The organism is Fischerella sp. PCC 9605 (genome assembly GCF_000517105.1).
Taxonomy (GTDB): domain Bacteria; phylum Cyanobacteriota; class Cyanobacteriia; order Cyanobacteriales; family Nostocaceae; genus PCC9605.
On sequence record NZ_KI912149.1, the window covers coordinates 136,712 to 162,967 of the forward strand.

The following is a 26,256-nucleotide window of genomic DNA, read 5'->3' on the forward strand; positions in this document are numbered from 1 at the left end:
GACTTTCATCCTCACTTACTCTCAATATCGTTGTTTACATTATAGATGTAAAAGATTATTTTGTATAGATATGAAAACAGCGTAGTGATAAAACTTCATATCAGCTACGCTGTTGTTGTTGTTGTTATTTATAATTTAATCAGATATAAACCAGCGCATCTTCGTTTCTTGATTTAGACCCAATCCCAGTCTACAAGCAAGGCGAGAAACATAGTTTTAGTGGCAAGCGAATCACAAGGGCATGGTACAAATCCAAGCATGGTTTACGCATCCATGCTGATATCAACGCCAGTCTGAATTTGATTAGAAAGGTAGTCCCTGCGGCTTTTGGCTTCGGGATAGCGGGTATTGCAGTTTGCCCCTTCCGGGTCACTCCGGGTAAAGTGGCTTAGAGATATTTGTCCATAAAGCTACTAACTGTAAGTCTTGATCTGATTGGAATTATCGGGGTAGGGCAAGCAAGACTTAACTTGGGTATTGGTTTTGTTGATGCGGGTATGCAGTGACATTGTATTCCTAATATTAAGTAGTTAATAGTTAATAGCCAGGAACCATTAACCATGAACAATCAACCAGAAGTGCTATTCGCTATTAGGTGCCGATCAAGTACATTTTTCACCATTGTTAACAGCTTGTGTTCCAGATAAGGCTTGGTGATATAAGCTGTTGCCCCCAGTTCCGAAGCCATCAAGCAGTGTTTTTCACCACTTCGAGACGTCAGGATAATTACAGGAATAGTTGCCAAAGCAGGGTCTTGCTGACGGTGTTTGAGAAACTCAAACCCATTCATTCGAGGCATCTCGATATCGCAGATCACCAACTCGATGCTTGTGTGATGCTGGAGTTGCTGAATTGCTTCGTAACCATCTTTTGCCTGAAGTACCTGATAGCCAGCTTTTTGTAGGGCCTGAGCCAAGCTTTGGCGCACAGTGATGGAATCATCCACTATGAGAACTATTTTGTTTGGTATTGTCTGGGGAACTAATTTGGCCTTGACTGGTGGTAGTGAGGCAGTACGGAACTGGGGTAATTGGCGTTGCTGGGAACTGGATGAGAGGATACGAGCATTTGTGTATAATCGTGTGTTAATAGCATCGCTATCCCGTAGGTAATTAGTATGGCTACTAGCTTGCCGATCCAACACATACTCCATCAATGCTGCCGCGTCGAGTACTAGTGTCAGCCGGCCATCAGCCAGTATACTTCCCCCATAAATATAGCTGGGTGGCACAATCATTTGCCCCAAAGGACGAATAACTAATTCTTGTTCCCCAAGCATCTGCTCTACTTCCAGACCAAGAAGCCGATCTTGGTAACGGATGAGAATAATGGGCATCATTTCTCCCTGAGGGATAAAGGTATGCTTGGGCTGGGAAACCAAGGAGTCCAAAGGCGAGAAATAATTCAGAACTTTCGAGAGTTGGTAAATAGGGATGAGTTGTTCATCATCACCCTTCCCCCACCGTAGGACTTTACCACCTTCCCAGGATCTGATCTGGTGTGCTTGAGGCATGAGAACTTGCTCGATCGCATCAGTAAAAAAGGTATAGATGCGATCGCCTGCCTGGGTGAGAAGCAATCTCGCGATGTTTAGACTCAGGGGAATTTGGAGTATGAACGTTGTGCCTCGGTGGAGTTCAGAAGAAACCGCGATCGAACCCTGGATTGCTTGCAACTGAGTACGCACCACATTCAGACCAATGCCTCGCCCAGAGAGGTCATTAACACCAGAAGCGGTAGAAAAGCCTGGTTCAAACAGTAAATTCGTCAACTCAGCTTCATTAAGATTGCTAGCTTCGGCAACGATTTGACGTTCTACCGCCGTGGCGCGAATCTTGTCAAAATCCAATCCTTGACCATCATCCCGAATTTCAATCATCAAGTACCTACCCTGATGGTAGGCGCAGATTTCAATCTGACCTTGGTGTGGTTTACCCCGTTGTTGCCGGATTGGGGGGGACTCAATCCCGTGGTCAAAAGCATTGCGAATCAGGTGCAACAGGGGATCGTATAGCTTTTCAACCACCACTTTATCCACTAGAACTTCATTTCCACGGATTTCCAGTACTACTGACTTTTTATGTATAACTTGTAACTGTTGCAGCAGCAGGGGGAAGCGACGGAAAAGTTCGCCCAAGGGCGACATCCGAGCTGTCATTAGGGCATCACGGGTACTGGTCAACAGCCGACGTTGTTTTTCTACAGTCTGTTTGGACTGGCGAGCAAACAAATCGATAGCATCGATGGCTTCTGCTAATTGCACGGTGTTTTCCAGAATCGACTGGATGAGAATCTGGGATTTGCTATAGCTATTTAGTTCTAAGGAATCAAAACGTTCAATGGATAGACCGGGGAGGGACAGAGGTGATGACGCCTCCAAAGACGCGGTTTCATTAGATCCAGTGACGCCCAGAGTGGAAGATGCGGAGAATGTCCCCGTGTCCTCTTCCCCTTGTTCCGGCACAGTGAACAGACGATCGCTGCGATCCTGCAATTGGTCGAGCAGTGAGGAATGTTGCTTGAGCCGGGAGAGGACTACTCGCACCGCAGCCAGTAGCTGGTCGTTTTGGAGCGACTGGCGGTTTTGGTTAGTTAGCAATTCTCCAATTGAGTAATCTAGGCGCTCTAGCTCTTCCACATTCACCCGCACAGTGCGAGACGGAAAAATTTGGTCTTTGTGGAGAACATGGCTTGACTCGTCGGTTTCTGGTGTCGGGGTGGGGGGCACTTCATCGTTAACTTCTTCTGACTCCTCTAGGGATGGGTTGAGGCGGTGAATTTCTTCTGCTGCGCCCCAGATAGTCTCTAAGAGCGGGTTGGCTGATTCCTGGTTCTGTGATTCATTCAAGTTGGTGTCAGTTGTACTAGCTACCCAGCCAACTTCTCTTTGAGTTGCCGACTCTTGAGCTTCAACTGATGCATTCTCAGATGATGGTAAATTCTCCGGCCTTGGCTTTTTCTTTCTCTGCCTGTTTGTGCCTGTTTGTGTCTGTACGGTTTTGCGGCTTTGCCTGTTTGTGCTTGTTGGTGTCTGTGTACTTTTACGGCTTGCCCTATTTTTGTTTGTGCTTTTTTTTACTATTGGCTCTCTGACATCAAAATTATCTTGGCTAACTTCTAACTCTACTGCTGGATTTACACTGGTGCTTAGTCCACTCAGTTGGAGCAGCGCCAGGGAGGGTTGACCGCCTTGATTGCGATCGCCATTGAGTACGGCAACTCGTGCGTCCTGAAAGTCCAACAGAGCAGTCTGGGCAATGGTCAGCACCTGCTCCGGATGGGCTGCCAGGGCTGCGATCGCCGCCTGGGCAATGGCTCCGAAACCTGGTAATTTTAAAGATTCTGCCAGTCCTTGGAAAACTTCGGCTTCAGTCCGGAGCTTGGAGGCGATCGCCATTGGGTCGCCATCAGCTAGCACTGCGGCGAGTTCGTCTAACTGTTGGGCGACACCTAATTTAAAAATGGACTGCATCAAGTCAAAGCCTAATTCTTGCGAGGAAGGCAGATAAGCTTCATCAGCAAAAAAGTCCCCTAGCTTTTCTTGCAGTTGGGCAAAAACAGTGGCAGTCCGGTCAAGAACTTCGGCATCATTTACTTGCCCTCCTGTAAATAAAGCTGTTAGAGGTAAGCGCAGACACTCATAACCCTCAAACAGTAAAGCTTCCACTTCTGCATCTATTACCAAACCAGGTTTGCACAGGGCTTTGAAAATATCCTCCAAAGAGTGGGCTACGCTTTTGATCGTTTCCATTCCCACCATAGCTGCTGCCCCTTTGAGGGTGTGGGTGAGCCGCATCATGGTGTGGATCTTATTGAGACTATAGTCTTTTCGGAGACTGAGTAATTCCTGTTCTAAGGCTTGCAGCAGTTCCCCTGCTTCTTGGAGAAAGTAGTGCAAACTCTGCTCGTGAATGCTTGGGTCATTAGTCATTTGTTGGTTGTTGGTTGTTGGTTGTTGGTGAGCCAGCGCGCTCCAAAGGGGGTTCCCCCCATGAGCGACTGGCGAACCCGGAGGGTTGTTGGTTGTTGGTTGTTGGTTGGAAATCAGTGAACAGTGAATAGTCGGCAACTGATAACTGAATAACTGATAACTGGTTGTTACTGGTTGGGAGTTTGTCTACTAACTACTAACTATTAATTACTAACCACTAACAACTAACACCTAACAACCAACAACTAACAACTAATATCAATCAACTTTAAACTGGTCAGCACTGCTCTGGAGACTTTGAGCCATTGCCAGGAGTTCCTTAAAGGAAGTGGACATTTCCATAGAATCCTCGGAGGTTTTGTTGGCAATCTTTGCCACCTCGGTCATGGTTTGCGTCACTAATTGGAACTGCTGGGTTTGTGACTGCGTTGCCTGGATGATACCTTCCACTAGCTGGCTGATGTGGGACGTAGCTTGAACGATCGCATTCAAATTATGGCGAGTATCGTGTACCATCGCCGTTCCTTGGGCGACCTCCTGGATGCCCTTCTCCAGTGCTACAGCAACCTCAGCTGTGCCTACTTGGATTTCCTGCACTAGCTGCTCAATTTCGGTGGCGGCTTCAGCAGACTGACGCGCCAGAGTTCGCACCTCGTCGGCAACAACGCCAAATCCACGCCCGTACTCACCTGCTCTGGTGGCTTCAATCGCTGCATTCAGAGCCAGAATTTGAGTTTGAGTGGTAAAATTGCTAATCAGGTTCACCACCTTGGAAACCTTCTGGGAAGATTCCGACAAGCGCGTCAGCCGCTTGTTAGTTTCCGCCACCGTCTCTCGGATATTGACAATGCCATTGACGGTGCGGTTCATGGTCGCATCTCCTTCCCGAACCGTCTGGTTTGCTTCTTGGATTGCCGCTTCTACCTGTTGGGCACTCGTCTCCACGGCTAAGGTAGAATTGACCATCGTCTGAATTTGCTCTAGCGCTTGACTGAGAGCCAGAAACTGCTGCTGGGCTTGGTCAGCTAAACCAACAATCGAGGCTTCACTGTTTTGGGATGTTTCGGCAACTTGCCTGGATGCTGTCTGCACTTGCATGACGATTCGCCGCAAGCTTCGCAAGATGTTGTTATAGACATCAGCAACGGTTCCCACTTCAGTTTCTGACACAGGAACGCGGATGGTGAGGTCTCCCTTTAAGCCAGGACGCACTGCTGTCAGCAACTGGATCACTTCCTCCTGAAGTTTCTCTTTAGCAGTTTTTTCCCGTGTTGCTGCTTCTGTTAATTGCTGGGATTGAGTTCGCAGTTGCTCTAGGTATTCTGCTTGTTGCAGAGCAAGACCGAGTTGCACCCCGACCTGAGCCAACAAGTTGATGTCTATCTCCTCCCAATGGCGTGGTGCATCATTCTGATAAGCGCCTAATAGTCCCCAAAGTTGCTCACCTTTGAATATCGGCGCAATCATATAGGCTTTCACCTGCCACTGCTCCAGCAACTGAATGTGGCATTCGTCATGCCCAACAGTATAGATGTTGTCTACGCTAGAACTTTGTTTGTGGCGATACCGACCGCCCTTGCTTTCTTGCAGGTAAGTATCTTCGACTTTAGCCAGGTCGCTTCCCACCAGTTTTGCCCAATTGTTGCCTACATCCTCAAGTAGAAATTCCCCACTCCAGTCAGGATGAAAGCGGTAGATGACTGTCCGGTCGGTCTGCAACTGTCTGCGTAATTCCTGAAGAGCCATTTGCAACACGCGGTCAAGGGAAAAATTCTCCTGAATCAGAGCCAATCCCAGTCTGTAGACCAGTTTGCTGTAGATTGTCCCTCGTTCGACCGATTTGGTTAACCGTTCTGACTGGACGCGAAGTTCTTCAATATACTCTGCCTGCCGCAAAGCCACCCCTAGTTGACCACCGATTTGCATCATCAGCCTGAGTTCAGCCTCTTCCCAGTGCCGTGAACCACTGTGTTGAAATGCCGACAGCAACCCCCACAGCTTCTGCCCTTGCATGATCGCAACGACCATGCAAGCTTTGACTCCAAATAATTCGAGGGCTTCTACATGGCAATCGGCCAGACCAGCATTGTAGATATCATCCACAACTAAGGGTTCGTTGTTGCGGAATCTGCCGCCCTGGTGTTCTTGCAAATAGGGATCTTCCCAAGCACTGCCAACCAGTTTTGGCCATCCCCCGGACTCCGACTCTACCAAAAAGTCACCGAAGTAATCTGGGCGGAACTTGTAGATGGTAATGCGCTCTACATCCAGTAGTTTGCGGACATCTTGGGTTGTCGCCTTGAAAATGGCATCAATGTTCGATGTATTGCGAATCTTGTCGATTACCTTAGCTGTGGCGCGTTCCAGTTCGGCAGCTTTAGTTAACTGGGTGGACTGCTCCTGCAATTGTTGCAGGTACTCTGCTTGCTGCAAAGCTACTCCCAGCTGACCGCCAATTTGAGTCATCAAGTTAACTTCAGCCTCTTCCCAGTTCCGAGAACTGGAGTTTTGATAGGCTGCCAACAGACCCCAAAGCTTTTCTCCTTGGAAAATGGGAACAATCACATAAGCCCTTGCCTGATAACGCTCCAGCATTTCAATGTAGCAGGGTGAGAACTCTCCTTGGTAAATATCATTAACAACCCTGAAGTTTGTTCCTTTGGCATAGGAACCCCCCTGAGTTTCTTGGAGATAGGTATCCGTAACAGTGGCTCTTTCTTTACCGAGGATTTTCACGCTGCATTCGCTGATATTCTCTCGCAGAATAGGATTTTCAAATTGTTCCTGCATCAGCGCAGTCCAACCACTACTCACGGATTCTGCCACAAATTCACCGCTCCAGTCAGACTCGAAGCGATAGACAACGACACGCTCAGCTTGTAGCAGTTCTCGGACTTCTTGAGTTGTCGTCTTGAAAATAGTTTTAATGTTTAATGTCTTGCGGATCTTGTCTATGACTTTGGCTGCGGCTCGCTCCCGCTCTGTGATTTTGGTTAATTTGGTGGATTGCTCTTGCAACTGTTGCAGGTACTCTGCTCGCTGCAAAGCTAGTCCGATTTGATTGCCAATTTGCATCATCAGTTTGACTTCATTCTCTTCCCAATGCCGTACTCCGCTATGTTGAAATGCCGACAGTAACCCCCACAGTTTCTCTCCTTGCATGATGGCAACGACAGCGCAGGATTTGACGCCAAAGTACTCAAGGGCTTCTACATGGCAAGGGTCTAGACCAGCATTGTAAATATCATCTGCGACAAAGGGTTCTTTGTTGCGGAACCTACCACCCTGGTGTTCGTTTAAATAGGGGTCTTCCCAACCACTGCCGACCAGTTTCGGCCAACCCCCAGACTCCGATTCTACTAAAAAGTCGCCGAAATAGTCCGGACGGAACTTGTAGATGGTGATGCGCTCTACATCTAGTAGTTTGCGGACATCTTGCGTTATTGCTTTGAAAATGGCGTCAATATCTAAGGAGATGCGAATCTTGTCAATCACCCTGGCTACTGCTCGTTCTCGCTCTGCTGCTTTAGCCAGTTGTTCAGTGTATTCTTTCTGCCGCCGTGCCACTGTAAATTGAGCGGCTATCTGTTGGATAAATTGAATTTCTGTTTCTTGCCACTGACGGGGATCGCTGCACTGGTGGATACACAGCAAGCCCCAGAGTTGCTCTCCGTTCAACAGAGGCACAACTAGATTTGCCCTTACCTGGAATTGAGACAGCATGGCAAGGTGACAATCTGTTAAACCGATATTTTGAATATCACTAGCTGCCCAGTATCGACCTTGGCGATACTGATCGTAGTACTTGCCGAAGCAACGATCCTGGATCTTGGCTTGTAGCGCGGAAGTGAAACCAGCCCGGACATCTTCTGCAATAATTTGCCCATGATTATAGTCAGAATTGGGGTCAAACTGGAACACTGCGACTCGGTCTGCGTTTAAGAAGCGTCGCACTTCTCTAACGGTTGTATTAATGATGCTCTGGGAATCGGAGGACTGGCGAATCTGCTCAACTATTTTGGCGATCGCTCGTTCCCGTTCTAAAGATTTAGCTAGTGCGAGAGTGGATTCTGCCTGTTGCAAGGATACACCTACCTGCATGCCAATCTGTTTTAGGGCGTTAACTTCAGCTTCTTGCCATTGGCGAGGTGCGTTGTTGTTGTAAGCAGCTAGTAAACCCCACAGCTTTCCTCTACAGAAAATCGGCGCGATCGCAAAAGCTTTGGCTTGAAATTGCTCCAATATTTCCAAATGACAGGGAGACAGACCAACCTTATAAATGTCATCAACAATCGATACTTGCTGGTTGCGATACCGACCCCCCTGAGTTTCTTGCAAATAACTATCATCCCAGATAGTTTTGATCTCGGGCCCGACCAACGGTACCCAACCACCAGCTACCGATTCAGCGACAAACTCGCCTCCCCAGTTGGAATCGAATCGATACACCGCCACGCGATCGCAATTGAGTAAATTCCGAGCCTCTTGGGTAGCGATGCGGAAGATTGTAGTTTCGTCATGAGCCTGGAGAATTCTGGCGATGACTTTGGTGACGGAGCGCTCCCAGTCTGCCTGCTTTTGTAATTGCGATCGCAGTTCTGTTGACTGCAATATCAGCATTAGTTCCGTCACAACTTGGTAGAGCAGACTAATTTCAGCTTCCTGCCATTGTCGGGAACCAGAGCATTGCTGGACGACAAGTAAGCCCCAAACCTCTTTGTCTAACAGAATCGGCAGACTCAAGCTGGCTGTGACTTGGAACTGTGTCAAAAGTTGGAGTTGGTAAGGACTCAGGACTGAGATGTCATCCAAGGCGATCTGCTGTTTTTGTTGGTAGTTGAGCCGATTCTCAGCACCAAAGGCGATCGCTGGCAGAGATTTACTGAGACTGGGAGTATAACCATTTACTATTGCTTCTGACAGCACCACGCCCTCATTATCAGACTCGAAGCGGTAGATCAAGGTTCTGTCTACCCGTAAATGCTGCTGAATCTCGTGAATAATTTCTCGGAATATGGTATCAATATTTGCTGCTTGGCGCATCTGGCTGGCAATGGTCAATAACCACTGCCGCTCACGCTGGAAGTATTGCTCGGTTGCGACAGCCAGGTTAGCCTGCAACCGTCTTTGCAACTCCAAAGCCCAATTTTCCAGCTGGTGAACTTTCTCCAGGCTTTCAGGTTTAACAGCCTCTCCCGCCTGCTCCAAATCTGTTTTGATGGCAGTCACTAATGCAAAAGCTTGGTTGGGATCAAAATTGCCTTTCACCCCAGCTGTTTGTTGCTCGTTATTACCGTTACTGTGCGATTGGTAGAGTTGGGACTTGATAATTGGCTGAGATTGTTCAAATTCCTGTAGGATACCTTGAGTGTCAGTGGTCATATTGCTTATTGATATTGATGGAGGATATATGAATAAATAAGGATGAAAGATATAGACGGCCTGCGGGTGGATTCCCCAAGAGTAGGCTGAAATTTTCAGCCTTAATTCTTCATCCTTCCGTCTTTTTGTGGCTCTGCCACAGAGAAAATCCAGCAATGGCTGCAACGTCCAAGACATTCCCCCTATCCCCAGGCAGATACCCCAGAACAAAAGGCAACAGCGAGCCAGGAAATAAGCCAAAGGACGGTGGATGCAGCTTTTCCAAATCATGTGATTCGATATCATTTACTTTCTCTACCACCAGACCTACAGACTGGCCATTGACCTGAACCACCATTGCAATAGGAGATACCCCTGCTGTCAAAGTCAAGGGTGGATAGCCAACAAGATGGTTTAGGTCTACTAACCAAAGCATTTCTCCCCGCCAATTGCCAATTCCTAAAACGCAACTGGGCATTTGCGGAACTGGCAAAATTTCCGCCACGTCAATCCTGAGAATTTCTGCTATCTGCTCTAGGGGTAGCAGCGCACTGTCTTGCGAACCAAGAGGAAAGCGGATCAACCGAGATAGGGGGCGTTCTGGAGGCAGTTGGTCTAATATCAGTGGGTCAAAACTAGTCGCTATAGAGTTGACAAACGTTTGAGCGAACATATCTAAATTTTGGTCATTTGTCATTTGTCATTTGTCTAAATATTTATAACTAATGACCACTAACCAATGTACAGACGTGCCATGGCACGTCTCTACAACCACTAACCACTAACCAATGACTATTGACTAATGACTAATGACTAAACAGCAGTCAATTGTTGGATTGTTTGCAGCAGTTTTTGTTGATCTATCGGCTTGGGTATGTAGGCATCAGCTCCCAGCATCGTACCCAAGAGTTTGTCTGCCTCGGTTCCTTTGGTTGAGCTAATCACTACTGGGATTCCTCGGGTACGGTCATTGCTCTTGATTTCATGGCAGAGTTCAAATCCGCTTTGACCAGGCAAAATCACATCGATAATCATCAAATCCGGTGTCTGTGACTGAAGTTTAACCAGCGCTTCCTCACTGCTGGTGGCACTTACTACCGCTAGACCCGCTTGCCTGAGATAATGGGTCAACACCTCGGTTTCCGTCAAGCTATCTTCAACCAAAAGGACTGTAATCATAAAAGTTCCGTAAGACAAGACTGACTGTTTAAATTCACTAGTTTTGGGTTGAGAGTTTGCATTTGCAACCCCTGAGATTGAACAGGCTTTGTAGTTGGTAGATGCTTTTGGACAATTTTCAGCACCTTCTCTGCTTTGATGGGCTTTGCTAAAAAGCCCGATGCACATACCACCTTTGCCCGCACTCGGTCTACAATACCGTCATTGTTGGTGAGAATAATCACAGGGGTATCTTTGAAAACCGAAGTGCGGCGAATTTGTGAACAGATTTCATACCCATTGACAACAGGCATGATCAAATCTAAAAAGATCAGATCGGGTTTGTGTTTTAGCAATATCAGCAGTGCTTTCACCGGATCTTCAACATTGATAAAGCGATAGCCAGCCTGGGTGAGAATGCGACTTATCATCAAGCGATCGTTTTTGCTGTCATCAATACTGGCTACTAACGGACTGGTTGATGCTTGCAGATGCGGTTGCGAAACATTGCTAGCAGCTAACTTAAGCTGAAAGGACTCTTTGATATCCTCAACCTCAATCAGTCCGATCAATCCTTGATGGATGTAGGGAATAATTGATTGAGTAAGGGGTAAAAGGTTCTGTTTCAACTTGACTGCTAAATCCCTTAAAGTCCAGTTACCATCTGCTAAAGAGATCAGGTTGCGGTATGCAACTGCTGGAATCAGCAGTTGCAATTGTTTAGCGTGTCGGATCGCGGGAGCCAAGTTTGGGGAATAGTCTCTCAAGCCTGCTTGACGCCAAGCTTCCCAAGCCTGCTTTGCTTGTAGCCAACAGTATTCTGTTGCAACTAACACCAAACTTGAATTTTTTGTGGTTGAATCTATAGTGCTTTCGGGAATCCGCCTGTAGGTTAGTGGGATGATTGAACGGCTTTGCAGTTCTGACTGTTGTAGGAGATCGAACAGTATCTCCGTAATCTGACCTTCAATCACTGCCGCCATCTGCTTCCACTGGATTTTCCCTTGTTTCACAAGTTTTGCTAAAAAGATGTAGTCCAAATCAACAGTATCCGATCCCCATTCGATCGCAGTATGGATGGATAGTTCCGGACAGTGTAAAGACATTTGCCGACAGAAACGGCGAATTGGATGCACCGAACTTGCCGCCCAAATCAAACAACCTTGGTAGAAATACAGAGTCCAAGATTGTAAAAAATGAGTATTTTCAACGCTCAATCGACCTGTAAAATGCTCACTTACACAAGCCTGTATCAACTTTGCTAGTTTCTCAGTGCTAACTACCCCGTGAATATTCATGTTTGACTGGATTGTTGTAATATTTTTTATTTATTACCGTGTAACTTTTATTTAAAATATTTAATTTAAAACTCATACTAAATCCGGTTTAATTACCCCCAAAAATCGAGAGCCTACGCAACACTCATGGGCTGCGGTTAACTTTCCGTAGCCGCGTTAGCTTAAAGCATTGCGAAGCAGTATTTTATTCGCCAGGGTAAAAATGATTTATAAAATGCGAATTTGGGATCAAATGCACCACTTTAATCAAGCTCTAGGGAATAAACTTAACTTCCCAATGGAAAAATATTGTTTTAAGCAACTCCAAAAAATAAATTATCCAACTCCTGCATCCAAAACGACTTCTTCCCCCTTGCCCTCCTTGTTTGTCTAAGAACAATTGGATATTTTTTTATTTGGAACTCCCTTAACCTATCCTACCCTCGCTGCGGTAGCAGCGTGGGTCTTCATTTAGCTATGTCACAAATTTGGTATTTAGTTATAGCCACTGGCGAACTATTTGGCAGGCAATGTTAAACTGCTTGCCTTCAAATGTATCTTAGTAAGGTGACAAACTCGGAACAAAAAAGTAGCAGATTTGAAATATTCCTCGTCCATTAGCTGTTCGTCCAATTGGTGCTGATTGAGATGAGCGATCGCACCGCTACATTTATGGAAAAATTCTATAAAATTTTAGATTTTGATTACGAGTATATACAGTAACTAGAGGAATGTTTCCTGATTTCAGGGTGATTGAAGAAATATTATGGTTATGGGAGTGGTATGGAATGCAACTGATCGGTAGCCCTGCCGAGAAATTAATAAGTCTAGAAAAACAAAGCGATCGCCATTTCTAACCTAAAGCACATTTAATTTGCATGTTGAAAATTTTTCAAATTCTTGTGGGGTGGGCCGGACAGCCCGCCCTCAAAATACAAGAAGGGACAGACGGGACGCCCATTCCACAAGAGTCATCCCTTAATTATGCAATGCCCAAAACTTAACATGCTCCTACTGTCATATCATTGCATAATGACTATCAGATAATTGTGAAAATGCGAGTACTTTATCCAGCAATTGAGCCTTATCGAGAAGGAAAATTACAGGTATCAGACATCCACACAATTCATTTTGAAGAGTCAGGCAATCCGCAGGGTAAGCCTATTGTTCTACTCCACGGTGGCCCGGGTGGGGGATGTCCGCCATATTACCGACAATATTTTAATCCAGAAAAATGGCGCTTGGTCATGTTTGACCAACGTGGTTGCGGAAAAAGTACACCTCATGCTGAATTGCGAGAAAACACCACATGGGATTTAGTCAATGATATTGAAAAACTGCGAGAGCATTTAGGTATTGAAAAGTGGGTTGTCTTTGGTGGTAGTTGGGGAAGTACTCTATCATTAGCCTACAGCGAAACTTATCCCGAACGTTGTACGGGAATAATCCTGCGTGGCATTTTCATGTTGCGACAAAAGGAGTTGCATTGGTTCTATCAAGAAGGTACTAGCTATATTTTTCCCGATGCTTGGGAAGAGTACCTCAAACCAATTCCTGCTGCTGAACGTGACGATCTGCTAACAGCGTATTACAAACGCTTGACTAGTCCAGATATGCAAGTTAGGCTCGATGCAGCCCGTGCTTGGTCAATTTGGGAAGCTAGCACTAGTAGATTGTTTCCAGATACAGAATTAATGCAAAAGTTTGGTGAGAGTCAATTTGCTGATGCTTTTGCACGCATTGAATGTCATTACTTTATCAACAAAGGATTTTTTAATCCCGAAGACCAATTGCTTTTAAATGTTCACCGCATCCGCCACATTCCGGCTGTAATTGTTCAGGGGCGTTATGATGTTGTGTGCCCGATGATATCAGCTTGGGAATTGCATCGTGCATGGCCAGAAGCTGAATTTATTATTGTTCCTGATGCTGGACATTCAATGAGCGAACCAGGAATTCTTAGTGCTTTGGTTGAGACAACAGATAAGTTTGCTTTTTTGTAATTAGTTGTTTGTTGTAGGTTGGTTGTTGTATGGAATAACTACCAACAACCAACAATCAGTCATTCTGAGTCAAAGCCTGTAATCAGCAATACGGTTAATAATATATATGCGCTTTGGTTAACGGCGGAAACGTCTCTTATAGCGCTTAGAGTTAGCAATAGCTTTAGCTTTACGCTTGTTTTTTTCTAGAGGCGTTTCAAAGTGACGATGTTTCTTTAAGTCTGGCATGATTCCCGCCTTAGACACTTGGCGTTTAAACCGACGTAAAGCTGATTCAAGTCCTTCATTTTCGCCAACTACTATTTGGGTCATTCGCTTTTTCTCCTACTAAATAAACTTAATAGGTGGTTGGGTAAAAACCATCCAATTAACTGAGAACAAAAAAGGGCAGACTCTTCGTCTGCCCAAGAGACTTAAAAGTTAAATTTTTTTTGAAACTTTTAGTAGCGTCGAGAGTAACCTCCACCACCACTGTTTCCTCGTCTACCACTAAATGAACCTCTATCTGTTTTGGGTTTAGCTTTATTAACTTTCAAGCTACGACCCATCCACTCAGCAGTATCAAGGGCTTCAATGGCGGCAGCTTCTTCTGCGTCTGATTCCATTTCTACAAAAGCGAATCCTCGCACGCGACCTGTTTCTCGATCTACAGGTAATTGGACACTCTTAACAGTCCCATACTCAGAAAAGACCTGTTTGATGTCTTCTTGCTCTACCTCGTAGGATAGATTACCCACATATATTGACATAAAACATCTCCAGGATTGAAAGTGTAGAGATTTAGATCCGGAGAAGTCTGTAGTAATATGTGTAAATAAAAACAAACTGTCCAACCGAATTTAATCTTCTATAGAAAGCATACCACAAATTTGGAATGCTTAAACATCAACGGGTTGATTTTATGTGACGATGATGTTTAAAGCACGTAAGTAGACTCACAAATCGTTTTGACTATCGCGATTTTATATCGGCGATCGCTCCTTTGGCCATAGCAGCAATGGCTTGATCCGTGGCTTTAGGCAAATGATAATACTTGCCTCCAGATGTTTTTGCTATTTCTTTGGCAAACCCAGTTGAAACAAATTTACTCTCGGTATCAATCACCAACAACTGCATTCCCAAAGCCCGGATTCTAGCAGCAATATCTAATAATTCCGCTTTGATATCTGGTTTCTCTCCTGGTTCTTGCGGTTCACCCAAAGAACGTGCCAAGGGAATGTTACCGCGTCCATCAGTGATCGCCACAATCACAACTTGCCCGATATCTCCACTCATTTGAGCATTCAACCCAACGCGCACAGCTTGCGTCAATCCATGCGCTAGCGGCGAACCTCCACCACAAGGCAATCTTTCCAAGCGATTCCGTGCCAAGGCAATTGAACGTGTCGGTGGTAATAACACCTCTGCTTGCTCTCCCCGGAAGGGAATTAACGCCACTTGATCGCGGTTTTGATACGCTTCTGTTAATAGTTGCATCACCGCACCTTTCGCAGACTGCATCCGATTCAACGCCATCGAGCCAGAAGCATCCACTACAAATACCACCAACGCCCCGGCTTTGCGTGCCATGCGCTTAGAACGGATATCTCCCTGCTCTATAATTACTTTCTTACCTGGATGTCGTTCCCGTCGTGCTTTTTGATACGGCGCTGCTGCTCTCAACGTGGCATCCACGGCGACGCGCCGCACTTTTCCTTTGGGCAACATCGGCTTAATGTAGCGTCCCCGGTCTTCGGAAAAGATTAAACTGCGACTGCCAGATTTACCGTGCCGTTTTGCCATCTGAGCAAAATAAAGCACACTTTCGTCAAGTATTACCCCTTCGGGATCAAAGATAAATTCTTCGGGAATATTGGGGGGTTCTTGTTGTTCTTGGTTATCTTCCTCTTCCTCTTGTTCTTGATTTTCGTCCTCGGGTTGTTCTTGATCTTGGGGTGGAGGTGGCGGTGGTGGCGGTTGTTCGGGTGGCGGTGTCTGCACCTGAGTTGCCCGCGGGACGATCGCTAATTCCACGGCCCGGCGCAAATCATCGGCGTTGACTTGCGTGCGTCCATCCAGCGCCGCCGATGCTTTGGCAACGCGCACAGCAAATAACTCGGCGCGATGTCCCTCCACTCCCCCGCGAATTGCTTCTTCGACCAAATAGGTAATTTGGTCATGGGTGATGCGAACATCTTTTAGCCATTCCCGGGCAAAGATAATTTGGGTTTTGAGGGCGTCGATATCTTCGCTGTACTGCTGAAGAAACTCTTGGGGAGATTTGGAATAGGCGATCGCTTGTTCAACTGCTTGGACTCTTTGATCTAAACCCAGGACACCATCCGCACTCAAAACAATGGCAATTCTATCAAGCAAATGTTCTCGTAAAGCCCCTTCTTCTGGGTTGTAGGTAGCGATAAACAGGGGTTTGCAAGGATGCTGAAAACTAATGCCCTCGCGCTCAATTTGATTGCGTCCCTCAGATAATACTGTTAAAAGTAAGTTGCTAATTTGATCGTCTAATAAATTAATTTCGTCGACGTAGAGGACGCCTCGGTGTGCAGCGGCGAGTAACCCAGGCTGAAATACTGTTTGCCCTTGTTTAACCGATTGTTCCACATCCACAGAACCGATGAGCCGGTCTTCTGTCACTCCTAGAGGAATTTGGACAAAGGGTGCGGGGATAACTTCAGTTTCGATTGTGGGGTGGACATCTTGTCCGCCCTCTTGGGGGAGGGTGAGGAGAAGTTTATCATCCCATTCTTCTGGGTGATTGGGGTCGCAGTTACTGATCGAACCTTTAACAACTTCAATCGGTGGTAAGAGGGCGTGAATCGCACGCGCCATCACAGATTTTGCCGTACCCCGACGACCTGCGATCGCCACTCCCCCTAAACCCGGATCGACTGCTGCTAATAGTAAAGCTAATTTAATTGCTTCTTGACCGACGACGGCAGTCAAGGGGAAGGTGGTAATACTGGGGGTGGTAGTAGGCGCAGGCATGGTTTGTATAATAGCTTCTCTAGGTTTTTAGCTTATCAAATCTGGGACATCTAGAATAAGTGTGAAGGCAATTAGGGGCGATGAGGGCGATCGCTTTTCCCTTGGGAGAAAAATGTATGAGTATTGCTCAAGCTAAACGTTTTACACTCGCTGAATACCACAGACTCGCAGAATTGGGCTTTTTCCACGAGGATGACCGCATTGAATTAATCAATGGAGAAATTATTCAAATGGTAGCGAAGGGCAAAGCCCATGAAACTTGTCTAAGAAACTTATTGCGAGAACTACCAAGACTGGTAGGAGACAGGGCAACCTTGCAATCTCAAGCCCCGATTACTCTACCACCCAACAGCGAACCTGAGCCAGATTTCGCTATTGTCAAAAATCGTAATGATAATTATCTTTCTGGTCATCCCGAACCTACTGATGTGTTGTTAGTTATAGAAGTTGCAGATTCTTCCTTAGATTATGACCGAGATGTGAAAATGCCTCTTTATGCTCAAGCAGGTATTTCTGATTATTGGATATTTAATTTAGGGGATAACTATTTAGAGTATTACAGTCAACCATACCAGAATCATCAAGGGAAATATGGCTATTTGAATAAAAGAATTGTCTTATCCAATCAAGTAATTTCCTTACCTTTTTTTCCGGATTTGTCTCTTGATTTAAGTAGGATTTTCCCGCCAAAGCTCAATTCTTAAAATTTATATCACAATTTAGTGTTTGATAGTTTTTCATACTCGCACATAAGTTTACTAACTTAGTTAACCAAGTTTTTATCTTGCACTATTCTTAAGAAGAGCCAGAGTCTCTAGTCCTTATTACCAAGTTGAACCTGGTAACGAGGGTGTACAAGTACCAAATAAAATTCCAGCAATTTATAAATGACTGGGGAAACATATGCCTGAAGAAGGATATACAAATGAAGTTCGTGAGTTAGTTGAAGGTGTTGCGGCCGGACAAATTAGCGGTGAACCCTTCTATCAATACTTTGTTTCTAATGAGCCTGATGAGAGTATTCTGAAGCGTCCACTGATTATGCAGTCTCCCTACAAAGGATTAGAAAAATTTGAGCCGGAAGACAAGGACAAATTTTTTGGGCGAGACGTTTTAATTACAAGATTAAATTGGGATTTAGAGCAAAATCATTTAATTGTGCTTTTGGGAGTATCAGGTAGTGGTAAATCATCACTAGTTAGGGCTGGAATCATCCCAACATTTTTAGATAAAAATTTTATCAATTTAACTTTTGTACCAGATGAAAACCCATTTGAGTCTCTATATTTATCTCTGAGTTCTCAATACGGGCAGGAAAAGGCTGAGATAGCTCGACAAGTGGGAACTGATACCTTTATGAGGGTTGTAGAAGCTCTAAAAGAGGATTCTCACTGGTTAATTTTTATCGATCAATTTGAGGAGCTTTTTACCAGAACATCTAAAGAAAAATGTGACAAATTTATTGATAGCCTTGTGCAACTGATTGCAGCCCGAAATGATTCGCTCAAGATTATTTTGACAATGCGGGCTGATTTTTGTGACAGATTTAGTCTCTGCCCCAATTTAGCAGCTGCTACAGAGCAACATATTCGCTTTATTACTGATATGAGCCGGGGTAAACTCAGATTAGCGATCGCTGAAGGAGCGGCTAGAAATGGTGTAATTTTTGAGGAAGAGTTAATCGAACAGATTATCAACGATTTTAAGCGACAGGTAAATAGTTTACCTCTGCTACAATACACCCTAAATTTGCTTTGGCAAAAAGAAGAGATCGCAAACCGCAAGCTAACTACAAAAACATACAATGATTTAGGAGGAGTTGCTGGCGCACTTCCAAAGCAGGCAGAAAAGATATATACAGAACTTGCAGAAGCAGAAAAAGAAGCAGTTAAAAAAATCTTTATTGAATTAGTAGATATTGTTGATAATAAGACTGTTAGTAAAAGAACTGAGCAGGATCAGTTTAAAGATGGTGGAGTTTTAGAGAAGACACTTAATCAGCTGATCGGCGAACACTTAGTGATTGCAGGAAAACAAAAATCTACTATAGAAATTGCCCATGAAGCCCTAATAACTGCTTGGCCAAAATTGCAAACCTGGATCAAAGAAAAAGAAAAAAACGAACAGATCCGTAAGTTAGAACTTGAACTCATCGAATCTAGACTGCAAGAGAAAGCAGCGAGAGTACTATACCTGCTCCCTACCGAACCACTCAACAGTTTGTTGCTGGCAATTCAAACAATCGGTGAAAATTTGGATAAATTGCCAAAACAGATTCTTGATTCGGTTCAAACTAGCTTGCATAAAGCGATGGTAAAAACCAGAGTGCCAACTCTGTTTCAAGGACATGAGAGTGAAGTCACATCCGTCGCTTTTAGTCCAGATGGACAGATGATTGTTAGTGGTAGTTCGGACTACACAGTGCGCTTGTGGGATATTCAGGGCAACGCCATTGGTGAACCGTTGTACGGGCATGAGAGTGAAGTCACATCCGTTGCCTTTAGCCCTTCGGGGCAGATGATTGCCAGTGGCAGTTGGGACAACACAGTTTGTTTGTGGGACATTCAAGGCAATCTCATTGGTGAACCGTTGCACGGACATCAGAGTGGAGTATTGTCAGTTGCCTTTAGCCCTTTGGGGCAGATGCTTGCCAGTGGCAGTTGGGACAACACAGTTCGTTTGTGGGACATTCGAGGCAATCTCATTGGCGAACCGTTGCGCGGGCATGAAAGTGGCGTCTATTGTGTGGCCTTTAGTCCTGATGGGCAGATGCTTGCCACGAGTAGCGACGATCGCACAATCCGCTTGTGGGACATCCAAGGCAACCTGATTGGCGAACCGTTGCGCGGGCATGAAAGTGGCGTCTATTGTGTTGCCTTTAGTCCTGATGGGCAGATGCTGGCCACGAGTAGCGACGATCGCACAATCCGCTTGTGGAATATCCAAGGCAACCCCATCGGTAAACCATTGCGGGGGCATGAAAGTGGAGTATTTTCAGTAGCCTTTAGTCCTGATGGGCAGATACTTGCCAGTGGCAGTTGGGACAAGACAGTCCGTTTGTGGGACATCGAAGGCAACCCGATTGGTGAACCACTGCGCGGGCACGAGAGTAGAGTCTTTGCTGTCGCTTTTAGTCCAGATGGGCAGACGCTTGTCAGTAGCAGTTGGGACAAAACAGTCCGGTTGTGGGATATTCAGAACAACTCCATTAGTGAACCGTTGCACGGACATGAGAGTGGAGTCTTTGCAGTTGCCTTTAGCCCTTCGGGGCAGATGCTTGCCAGTAGCAGTTGGGACAATACAGTCCGTTTGTGGGACATCGAAGGCAACCCGATTGGTGAACCACTGCGCGGACATGAGAGTGGAGTCTTTGCAGTTACCTTTAGTCCTTCGGGACAGATGCTTGCCAGTGGCAGTTGGGACAACACAATCCGTTTGTGGGACATTCAAGGCAACCCCATCGGTGAACCACTGCGCGGACATGAGAGTGGAGTCTTTGCAGTTACCTTTAGTCCTTCGGGACAGATGCTTGCCAGTGGCAGTTGGGACAACACAATCCGTTTGTGGGACATTCAAGGCAACCCCATCGGTGAACCACTGCGCGGACATGAGAGTGGAGTTAATAGTGTTGCCTTTAGCCCTTCGGGGCAGATGCTTGCCAGTGGCAGTGATGATCGCACAGTTCGTTTGTGGGATATCCAAGGCAACCCCATTGGTGAACCGCTACGCGGGCACAAGAGTATTGTTTATTCAGTTGCCTTTAGCCCAGATGGACAGATGCTTGCCAGTGGTAGTTCGGATAACACAGTGCGCTTGTGGAATATTCGGGGTAATCCCATCGATGAGGAGTTGTGTGGGCACGAGAGTGAAGTCTATTGCGTCGCCTTTAGTCCGGATGGGCAGATGCTTGCCAGTTGTAGTTGGGACAACACAATTCGTTTGTGGGACAATCAGGGCCACCCCATTGGTGAACCACTGCGCGGGCATGAGAATGGAATCTTTGCAGTTGCCTTTAGTCCAGATGGGCAGATAATTGTCAGTGGTAGTTCGGATAATACAGTACGCCTGTGGGATATTCAAGGCAACCCCATTGGTGAACCACTGCGCGGCCATGAGAGTGAAGTCTATTGCGTTGCCTTTAGCCCTTCGGGACAGATGATTGCCAGTGGTAGTTCTGATAATACAGTGCGCTTGTGGAAGGGCAACTGGCAAGCGTGGCTGCAATTTTGCTGTGACAGGTTGCGCGATCGCCGTGTATTCCAAAATCCCAAACAGGGCAGTTTAACAGAAGCCGCCTGTAAAACGTGTCAAAAGTACGTGTGGAATCCAACACCAGCGGATGAGTTCAACAAACAAGGTGTAACCAAGCGGAAGGCGAAAGCTTTTCAAGCAGCGTTTGATGACTTTTGCCGGGCAATTCAATTAAAGCCCAAGCATACAGGTGCTTATTATAATCGGGGCAAGATCCGCATGGACTTGGAAGATTATCAGGGGGCGATAGAAGATTTTGATTGCTTAATTCGCCTTATACCAAACCATGCAGATGCCCACGAATATCGGGGATTTTGCTACGCCAAGTTAGGCAATAGGCAGTTAGCCGCTGAGAATTTTTACAAAGCTGTCAAGCTTTATCAGCAACAAGGGTACATGGAAAGGTACCAGAAGGCACTGGAAAACTTCAGAGAAATTCAGGAGTAAGCTGATGCGCGTAGATATTGCACGCTTTTTTGTTAACGGGACTTAGTACCAATACTTCTCGGATAAGCGCGCTTCATGTTCATTTGTGTCTGGGAAAAGGTAAAAGGTGAAGGGGTAAGGGGTGCTTCCATCCTTTTCCCTTTCCCCTTTGAGAGGTATTGGACTTAGTACAGCTTTGCATAAAATCGTAGCTTTTTTAAACGCACGCCTGTAGCGGAGTAAGTGCAGCAGGGGCGCAGAGTCTTTCTACGATTTAATTCGTTACGAATTTGTGCAACATTGTACTTAGACAAATATTATGTATGCAGCCAACTCCAGATTTTTTTGCGATCGCACTCGCGATCTTCCTTCCGGGCATCCCATCGGGAAAAATGGATAAAGTCAAGCTAAGCAAGATGAACAAAGTTAAAACCATTATTCCTTTAACTTATTTAGTCATTGTAACTTTTTGGTTGAGATTAATTAATTTAGGATATTCAAATTACCAAGGCGATGAAATTAGAGCCTTGTACAAACCAGAAACTGGTCAAGATTTGATTGATTTCCTACTCAGTCAAAGGAAGGGGCCGATTCAATTCTTGATAACTTATACTATGAGTTTTATTAATCCAGAGTATGATAATGAGTTTCTAATCAGACTACCTTTTACGATAGCAGGTATATTCGCTATTTATTTTTTTTATAAGTTTGTTCAACTAGAGTTTGGAAAGAGAATAGCCCTATACTCATCTTTATTTATAACTATTAATGGACTATTTGTTGCCTTTTCAAGGATAGTTCAATATCAATCTTTAGTGATTTTATTTTCTATTTTATGTTTGTATTTTCTAAGTTTATCTACAAAGTATGAAAAATGGAGAATATATGGTTTATATCTAGGGATGTTGTGCTGGGGAATTTCTATTCTTGCACATTACGATGGCATATTTATCGCACCGTTTGTGTTTTACTTAATTTATCGATGGTATATCAACAGCAACTTTTCCCAGAATAACAATCAACTCCTGCATTTAATTTGTGCAAGTTCTGTCTTATTGATATCAATATCTATCTTTTATATACCTTTCTTCTTTTCGATATCAGAATCGACTAAGACATACTGGGCGGAGAGGATAAATAAGCAGTCTGTCAGTTCTACAAGAACATTCATGACTTATAACCCGTTATTTGTTATATATTTATATGCTCTTTTGGGTTTACTAGGATTATTTAGAATCAAAGAAAATTTCTCAGTTGTATTATGGCTGTTATTTCCTATCTTCTCTTTAGAAACATTAGTTGGTAATCCTGGTACGCACATCTACACATACGTATTACCTTTTTCAATTTTAATGGCTTTTGGATTGGAATTATTCCAATTCTTGATAGCCAATCAATTTCCAGTTAAAGCAAAATATATTAATGTTGCTTTTTTGAATTTCATATATGTTTTTTTATTTCTCATTTCTCATTTATTGTTTATAGATAATAATAAAGAGTATCCGTGGGAAGATAAAAGTTTTTTATTTTTAGAATTTAAAAGACAAAGCAGACAAAGTTTATTTGGGTTCCCTTACTATCGGCACTGGGAAAAAATAGGCTTGTATTTAAAAAGTACAGGAAAGAATGGTTACTTTATTACCAATGAGAAGAAAAGTATTACGAGATATTATATTCCAGTAGAGTTTAAAAATCTGGAATTGCAACCGTACGATCGTAATTTGCCTGGAGACATCTACATTATATATATCAAAAATCCTCAAAACAGAAACAAAAAAATATTAGACAAAGAGCAAAGCTATTGGGAAGAACGATATGAGCCGATAAAAACTTTTTCCAACAATGGACGAGTTGTAGCTACAATTTATCGCTTATCGATTGCTGATTGGGAAAAAATAGTCAATAGTTATTAGTCATTGGTCATTTGTCATTAGTTATTGGTAGTTTCTTCTTCTTCCCATCACTTTACTACTTCCAACTCACCTATAACTGCTGGCTTTCCTAATACTTCTCCTTTACTGGGAGAGAACCACCCTACCTCAAGCTGGTAGTGCTGGGGTGATGTACTAGGGGGAATTTTGAGCTTGTGGATATCCCGCACAACTGTACCTGTAGTTATTTGTTCTGGAAACACATATCCATCTACCAAGGGTGCATTTGCAAGATTAGTAAAGTTGTCATTAGGTACACTGGAGTTGTGGATGAAGCGATCGCGCAAACCTATTTTGACTGAAATATCACGCGGCAGTGGTGCAAGAAATTCCCAGTAGAATGTGATGAGCAAATCCTCATTTGCAGACACTTTAGTTTTATTCAAGTCATAACCTAGTAGGCGCACTTGTTCCTTGAAAGATAAAGACAAGGGAAACTGGATGCGCTTTAAATCTTCAGGTAAAGGTAGTGGCCCCGGATACACCCACACATAATCAATATCATGCAGCCGTACAGTATACAAAGGTTGCTGCATAGCAAAGTAATTCAGCATCTTTGGTTCCGGCAATTGACGCTGCAATTGGTTTTTGTAGAATACCACTCGATTAGCTTGCGTCCAAGGTTGAATTCCAGATGGGACACGTTTGTCTATAGGTAAGATTTGGCCGTGGAAATAACTGGAAAAATATCGACTGTACCAACTCGCTACTTTAGTTTTTTTCACATTAGGTAACAGATTCAACCATTGAGCAGCTTTTTCTAAACCTTCTCCTTGACCAATCATAAATATATTTTGGGCTACCCTCCCACCACCCAGCAAAGGATTGTAGTAGGCGAGGTAATAAGGGTGATAAGGAAGAAGGAAGACTAGTTGCAACAAAAATAGAACTATATAACCCCTCCCTGCAAGCGAGGAGGGGAGAATATTTTTCCTTTGTGTAATTCCAGCAATAATTTCTAACCAGCCAACCGCCGCAAGTATTGCCAACATCGGCAAGCAAAGATTAATATAACGGTCGATTTTATTGTCACTAGCTGACAGGATCAACAGCACCCAGAGGGTAATTAGGGCAACTGCTGCTATCTCAGGCATTTTTTCCTGCTGACGCCGTAACTTGGGTATGAATAATATTGCGCTTGTTGCTAATAACCCCGCTTGCAATACAGGTGAGAGGCGATACGCCAGTACTAGCGGATAAAATAGAATCCCCGGCGAATGGGTGAGTTGTCCCAAGAAAAAAAGAAATCCCCGATCGGATTCTTGCAAAACACCCTGATGTATGCGATCGAGAACATATCCGGGTGAAACCCACATCGCCGGAAAAATCAGAACAAACACTACTAAAATGGTAGTTCCCCAAAGTGCATAGCCCCGAAATTGCTGCTTCCAGCCTCTTTGGGGAAAGCTGCTTCGCCAAAATCCTAGTTCAATCAATACTATTAGAAGGGCGATCGCAGGTAATAAAAACAACGCGGTGATTTTAGCTGCCGTTGACAGTCCTAGAAATATTCCCGAAGCAAAAAGGAATTTGCGTTTCCCATCTTTTCGCAAATAGAGTAGAAACAACAGCACAGCCAAAATTGCAAAATCAGCTTGTAGCGCATCGGTAGTAATAAAGCGCTGATAAGCCACAAAGAATGGTTCTAATAACAGCAGACTTATGGTGCATAGGGCTACTGCTTGTCCTAATAACCGCTTTGTCAGTACATATACATACACCATACAAGCGGAAGTGACTACCGCTTGCACAATACGGGGGATTATATATAAGTTAATAGGAAATTCTTCTAAATTTAGACAAGCCCCGATATCTGAAGGTAAATCTACACCAAGAAAACCAGGGAAAAGCTTGTGCAACCAGCAATTCAACAACATACTGCTGCCAGTTAGCCACATATTGGGAACCCCTGGATGATGCTTGAGAATAGTATGCGTAAAATCTCCCTCAAACAGGCGTTTGACAAACTGACTACCACGATAAATCCACAATCCCTCATCTGTATTTAGGGAAGCAGTAATTGCCAGAGTACGCAGTATCAGTGAGATGATGAAGATGGCAAGCAACAACGGGGAAGCTTTCGCTTTCATTAGGGCAGGAAATCCACCTGTAACTTTTCTGGGATAGTTTACCAGATTGTATAGTTAGTAGTTAGTAGTTAGTAGATAGTAGATAGTAGTTTCCACTAACCACTAGATCTTAATCTCTTTTAGTCCCTAAAAATGGCGCGATCGCACCGAATCAAACTCTGCTGCCAGTGCAGTCAATCTGCATCGGTACTTTATCGCGTTAAGTACAAGCAGGACGGCGATTGGGTTTTTGTTTGCCCTAAATGTTGGCAGCACTTAAGCGATAATAACCCGTTTTATGTTTATGGTGGGACGTGGAAAGCCCGAAAGAAGTAGTAGGGGCGAAGCATTTGTGTAGAAAGATGCAAATGCTTCGCCTTTACGCTCAGATAAGATTTAAAAATTGATATAACTACCATTCATAAATTTCTAATGGTAGAGAATCTGGGTCTTTAAAAAAAGTAAATTTTTTACCTGTAATTTCATCAATTCTAATATCTTCAACTTCAACACCCTGAGCTTTTAACTCGCTAACAGCTTGCTCAATATCTTCAACTTCAAAAGCCAAATGCCTTAATCCACAAGCCTCCGGATTACTAACTCTTTGTGGAGGATTCGGAAAAGAAAATAACTCAATTTGATGATTCTCCCCCACTCGTAAATCTAACTTATAAGAATTTCTCTCCTTCCTAAAAGTCTCATTAATCATAGAAAAACCTAAAATTTCCGTATAAAACTTCTTTGACCGTTCATAATCAGAACAAATAATAGCTATATGATGAATACCTGTAGTCTTCATTATCTTTTCTTTGCGTTCTACACTGCGGGAAGCCGTTTGCGCGTCTAATGCGTACTTTGTGGTTCGTT

The 26,256-nt window shown here is 44.4% G+C and carries 15 protein-coding genes; 5 read left to right on the top strand and 10 right to left on the bottom strand.

Features of this window, described 5'->3' with window-relative positions; all coding sequences use genetic code 11:
• Positions 1-568: 568 nt before the first annotated feature.
• The 5 genes from FIS9605_RS0115555 to FIS9605_RS37215 all read right to left on the bottom strand — a co-directional run bounded on the left by FIS9605_RS0115555 (position 569) and on the right by FIS9605_RS37215 (position 11,748).
• Positions 569-3,931 (bottom strand): hybrid sensor histidine kinase/response regulator, encoded by a 3,363-nt coding sequence (locus FIS9605_RS0115555; RefSeq protein ID WP_026733417.1) that lies wholly within the window; start codon positions 3,929-3,931, stop codon positions 569-571.
• A gap of 258 nt (positions 3,932-4,189) precedes the next feature.
• Positions 4,190-9,313: a GAF domain-containing protein gene (locus tag FIS9605_RS37210; RefSeq protein ID WP_082209789.1), complete on the bottom strand. Its 5,124-nt coding sequence runs from the start codon at positions 9,311-9,313 to the stop codon at positions 4,190-4,192.
• A 109-nt stretch (positions 9,314-9,422) separates the two neighbouring features.
• Positions 9,423-9,989, bottom strand: a complete 567-nt coding sequence (locus FIS9605_RS0115565; protein WP_051470037.1) for a chemotaxis protein CheW — start codon at positions 9,987-9,989, stop codon at positions 9,423-9,425.
• Between the two features lie 116 nt (positions 9,990-10,105).
• Positions 10,106-10,471, bottom strand: a complete 366-nt coding sequence (locus tag FIS9605_RS0115570; RefSeq protein WP_026733419.1) for a response regulator transcription factor — start codon at positions 10,469-10,471, stop codon at positions 10,106-10,108.
• The gene (locus FIS9605_RS37215) at positions 10,468-11,748 is read right to left on the bottom strand and encodes a response regulator (RefSeq protein WP_063748462.1); all 1,281 of its coding nucleotides are present in this window, start codon (positions 11,746-11,748) and stop codon (positions 10,468-10,470) included. The genes FIS9605_RS0115570 and FIS9605_RS37215 overlap by 4 nt, the downstream gene beginning before the upstream one ends.
• A 710-nt stretch (positions 11,749-12,458) precedes the next feature.
• Between FIS9605_RS37215 and FIS9605_RS46115 the strand changes: the two genes are divergently transcribed.
• Both FIS9605_RS46115 and pip read left to right on the top strand, forming a co-directional pair.
• On the top strand, positions 12,459-12,584 hold the full coding sequence (locus FIS9605_RS46115) for a hypothetical protein (RefSeq protein ID WP_269321046.1): 126 nt from the start codon (positions 12,459-12,461) through the stop codon (positions 12,582-12,584).
• Positions 12,585-12,782: 198 nt separating this feature from the next.
• On the top strand, positions 12,783-13,730 hold the full coding sequence (gene pip / locus FIS9605_RS0115585; protein WP_026733420.1) for a prolyl aminopeptidase: 948 nt from the start codon (positions 12,783-12,785) through the stop codon (positions 13,728-13,730).
• Positions 13,731-13,847: 117 nt separating this feature from the next.
• Here pip and rpsU read toward each other — a convergent pair whose 3' ends face one another.
• The 3 genes from rpsU to bchD all read right to left on the bottom strand — a co-directional run bounded on the left by rpsU (position 13,848) and on the right by bchD (position 16,712).
• On the bottom strand, positions 13,848-14,042 hold the full coding sequence (rpsU, locus tag FIS9605_RS0115590; protein ID WP_026733421.1) for a 30S ribosomal protein S21: 195 nt from the start codon (positions 14,040-14,042) through the stop codon (positions 13,848-13,850).
• Between the two features lie 128 nt (positions 14,043-14,170).
• On the bottom strand, positions 14,171-14,479 hold the full coding sequence (locus FIS9605_RS0115595; protein WP_026733422.1) for an RNA recognition motif domain-containing protein: 309 nt from the start codon (positions 14,477-14,479) through the stop codon (positions 14,171-14,173).
• A gap of 202 nt (positions 14,480-14,681) precedes the next feature.
• The gene (gene bchD / locus FIS9605_RS0115600; RefSeq protein ID WP_026733423.1) at positions 14,682-16,712 is read right to left on the bottom strand and encodes a magnesium chelatase ATPase subunit D; all 2,031 of its coding nucleotides are present in this window, start codon (positions 16,710-16,712) and stop codon (positions 14,682-14,684) included.
• Positions 16,713-16,828: 116 nt separating this feature from the next.
• Here bchD and FIS9605_RS0115605 point away from each other — a divergent pair, with 116 nt between their 5' ends.
• The 3 genes from FIS9605_RS0115605 to FIS9605_RS0115615 all read left to right on the top strand — a co-directional run bounded on the left by FIS9605_RS0115605 (position 16,829) and on the right by FIS9605_RS0115615 (position 23,302).
• Positions 16,829-17,416, top strand: a complete 588-nt coding sequence (locus tag FIS9605_RS0115605) for a Uma2 family endonuclease (protein WP_026733424.1) — start codon at positions 16,829-16,831, stop codon at positions 17,414-17,416.
• Positions 17,417-17,615: 199 nt separating this feature from the next.
• Positions 17,616-21,410, top strand: coding sequence for an nSTAND1 domain-containing NTPase (locus tag FIS9605_RS37220; protein WP_051470038.1), 3,795 nt, complete (start codon positions 17,616-17,618; stop codon positions 21,408-21,410).
• Positions 21,411-21,805: 395 nt separating this feature from the next.
• Positions 21,806-23,302 (top strand): ArnT family glycosyltransferase, encoded by a 1,497-nt coding sequence (locus FIS9605_RS0115615; protein WP_026733425.1) that lies wholly within the window; start codon positions 21,806-21,808, stop codon positions 23,300-23,302.
• A 47-nt stretch (positions 23,303-23,349) separates the two neighbouring features.
• Here FIS9605_RS0115615 and FIS9605_RS0115620 read toward each other — a convergent pair whose 3' ends face one another.
• Together FIS9605_RS0115620 and gloA2 are read right to left on the bottom strand one after the other, a co-directional pair.
• Positions 23,350-25,410, bottom strand: a complete 2,061-nt coding sequence (locus FIS9605_RS0115620; RefSeq protein ID WP_051470039.1) for an ArnT family glycosyltransferase — start codon at positions 25,408-25,410, stop codon at positions 23,350-23,352.
• Between the two features lie 391 nt (positions 25,411-25,801).
• The gene (gene gloA2, locus FIS9605_RS0115625) at positions 25,802-26,188 is read right to left on the bottom strand and encodes an SMU1112c/YaeR family gloxylase I-like metalloprotein (RefSeq protein ID WP_026733427.1); all 387 of its coding nucleotides are present in this window, start codon (positions 26,186-26,188) and stop codon (positions 25,802-25,804) included.
• Positions 26,189-26,256: the final 68 nt, after the last annotated feature.

Bases quoted from the DNA above. Each gene is read 5' to 3' on its own strand.
- FIS9605_RS0115555 (WP_026733417.1), bottom strand. From the start codon at position 3,931: ATGACTAATGACCCAAGCATTCACGAGCAGAGTTTGCACTACTTTCTC.
- FIS9605_RS37210 (WP_082209789.1), bottom strand. From the start codon at position 9,313: ATGACCACTGACACTCAAGGTATCCTACAGGAATTTGAACAATCTCAG.
- FIS9605_RS0115565 (WP_051470037.1), bottom strand. From the start codon at position 9,989: ATGACAAATGACCAAAATTTAGATATGTTCGCTCAAACGTTTGTCAAC.
- FIS9605_RS0115570 (WP_026733419.1), bottom strand. From the start codon at position 10,471: ATGATTACAGTCCTTTTGGTTGAAGATAGCTTGACGGAAACCGAGGTG.
- FIS9605_RS37215 (WP_063748462.1), bottom strand. From the start codon at position 11,748: ATGAATATTCACGGGGTAGTTAGCACTGAGAAACTAGCAAAGTTGATA.
- FIS9605_RS46115 (WP_269321046.1), top strand. From the start codon at position 12,459: ATGTTTCCTGATTTCAGGGTGATTGAAGAAATATTATGGTTATGGGAG.
- pip (WP_026733420.1), top strand. From the start codon at position 12,783: ATGCGAGTACTTTATCCAGCAATTGAGCCTTATCGAGAAGGAAAATTA.
- rpsU (WP_026733421.1), bottom strand. From the start codon at position 14,042: ATGACCCAAATAGTAGTTGGCGAAAATGAAGGACTTGAATCAGCTTTA.
- FIS9605_RS0115595 (WP_026733422.1), bottom strand. From the start codon at position 14,479: ATGTCAATATATGTGGGTAATCTATCCTACGAGGTAGAGCAAGAAGAC.
- bchD (WP_026733423.1), bottom strand. From the start codon at position 16,712: ATGCCTGCGCCTACTACCACCCCCAGTATTACCACCTTCCCCTTGACT.
- FIS9605_RS0115605 (WP_026733424.1), top strand. From the start codon at position 16,829: ATGAGTATTGCTCAAGCTAAACGTTTTACACTCGCTGAATACCACAGA.
- FIS9605_RS37220 (WP_051470038.1), top strand. From the start codon at position 17,616: ATGCCTGAAGAAGGATATACAAATGAAGTTCGTGAGTTAGTTGAAGGT.
- FIS9605_RS0115615 (WP_026733425.1), top strand. From the start codon at position 21,806: ATGAACAAAGTTAAAACCATTATTCCTTTAACTTATTTAGTCATTGTA.
- FIS9605_RS0115620 (WP_051470039.1), bottom strand. From the start codon at position 25,410: ATGAAAGCGAAAGCTTCCCCGTTGTTGCTTGCCATCTTCATCATCTCA.
- gloA2 (WP_026733427.1), bottom strand. From the start codon at position 26,188: ATGAAGACTACAGGTATTCATCATATAGCTATTATTTGTTCTGATTAT.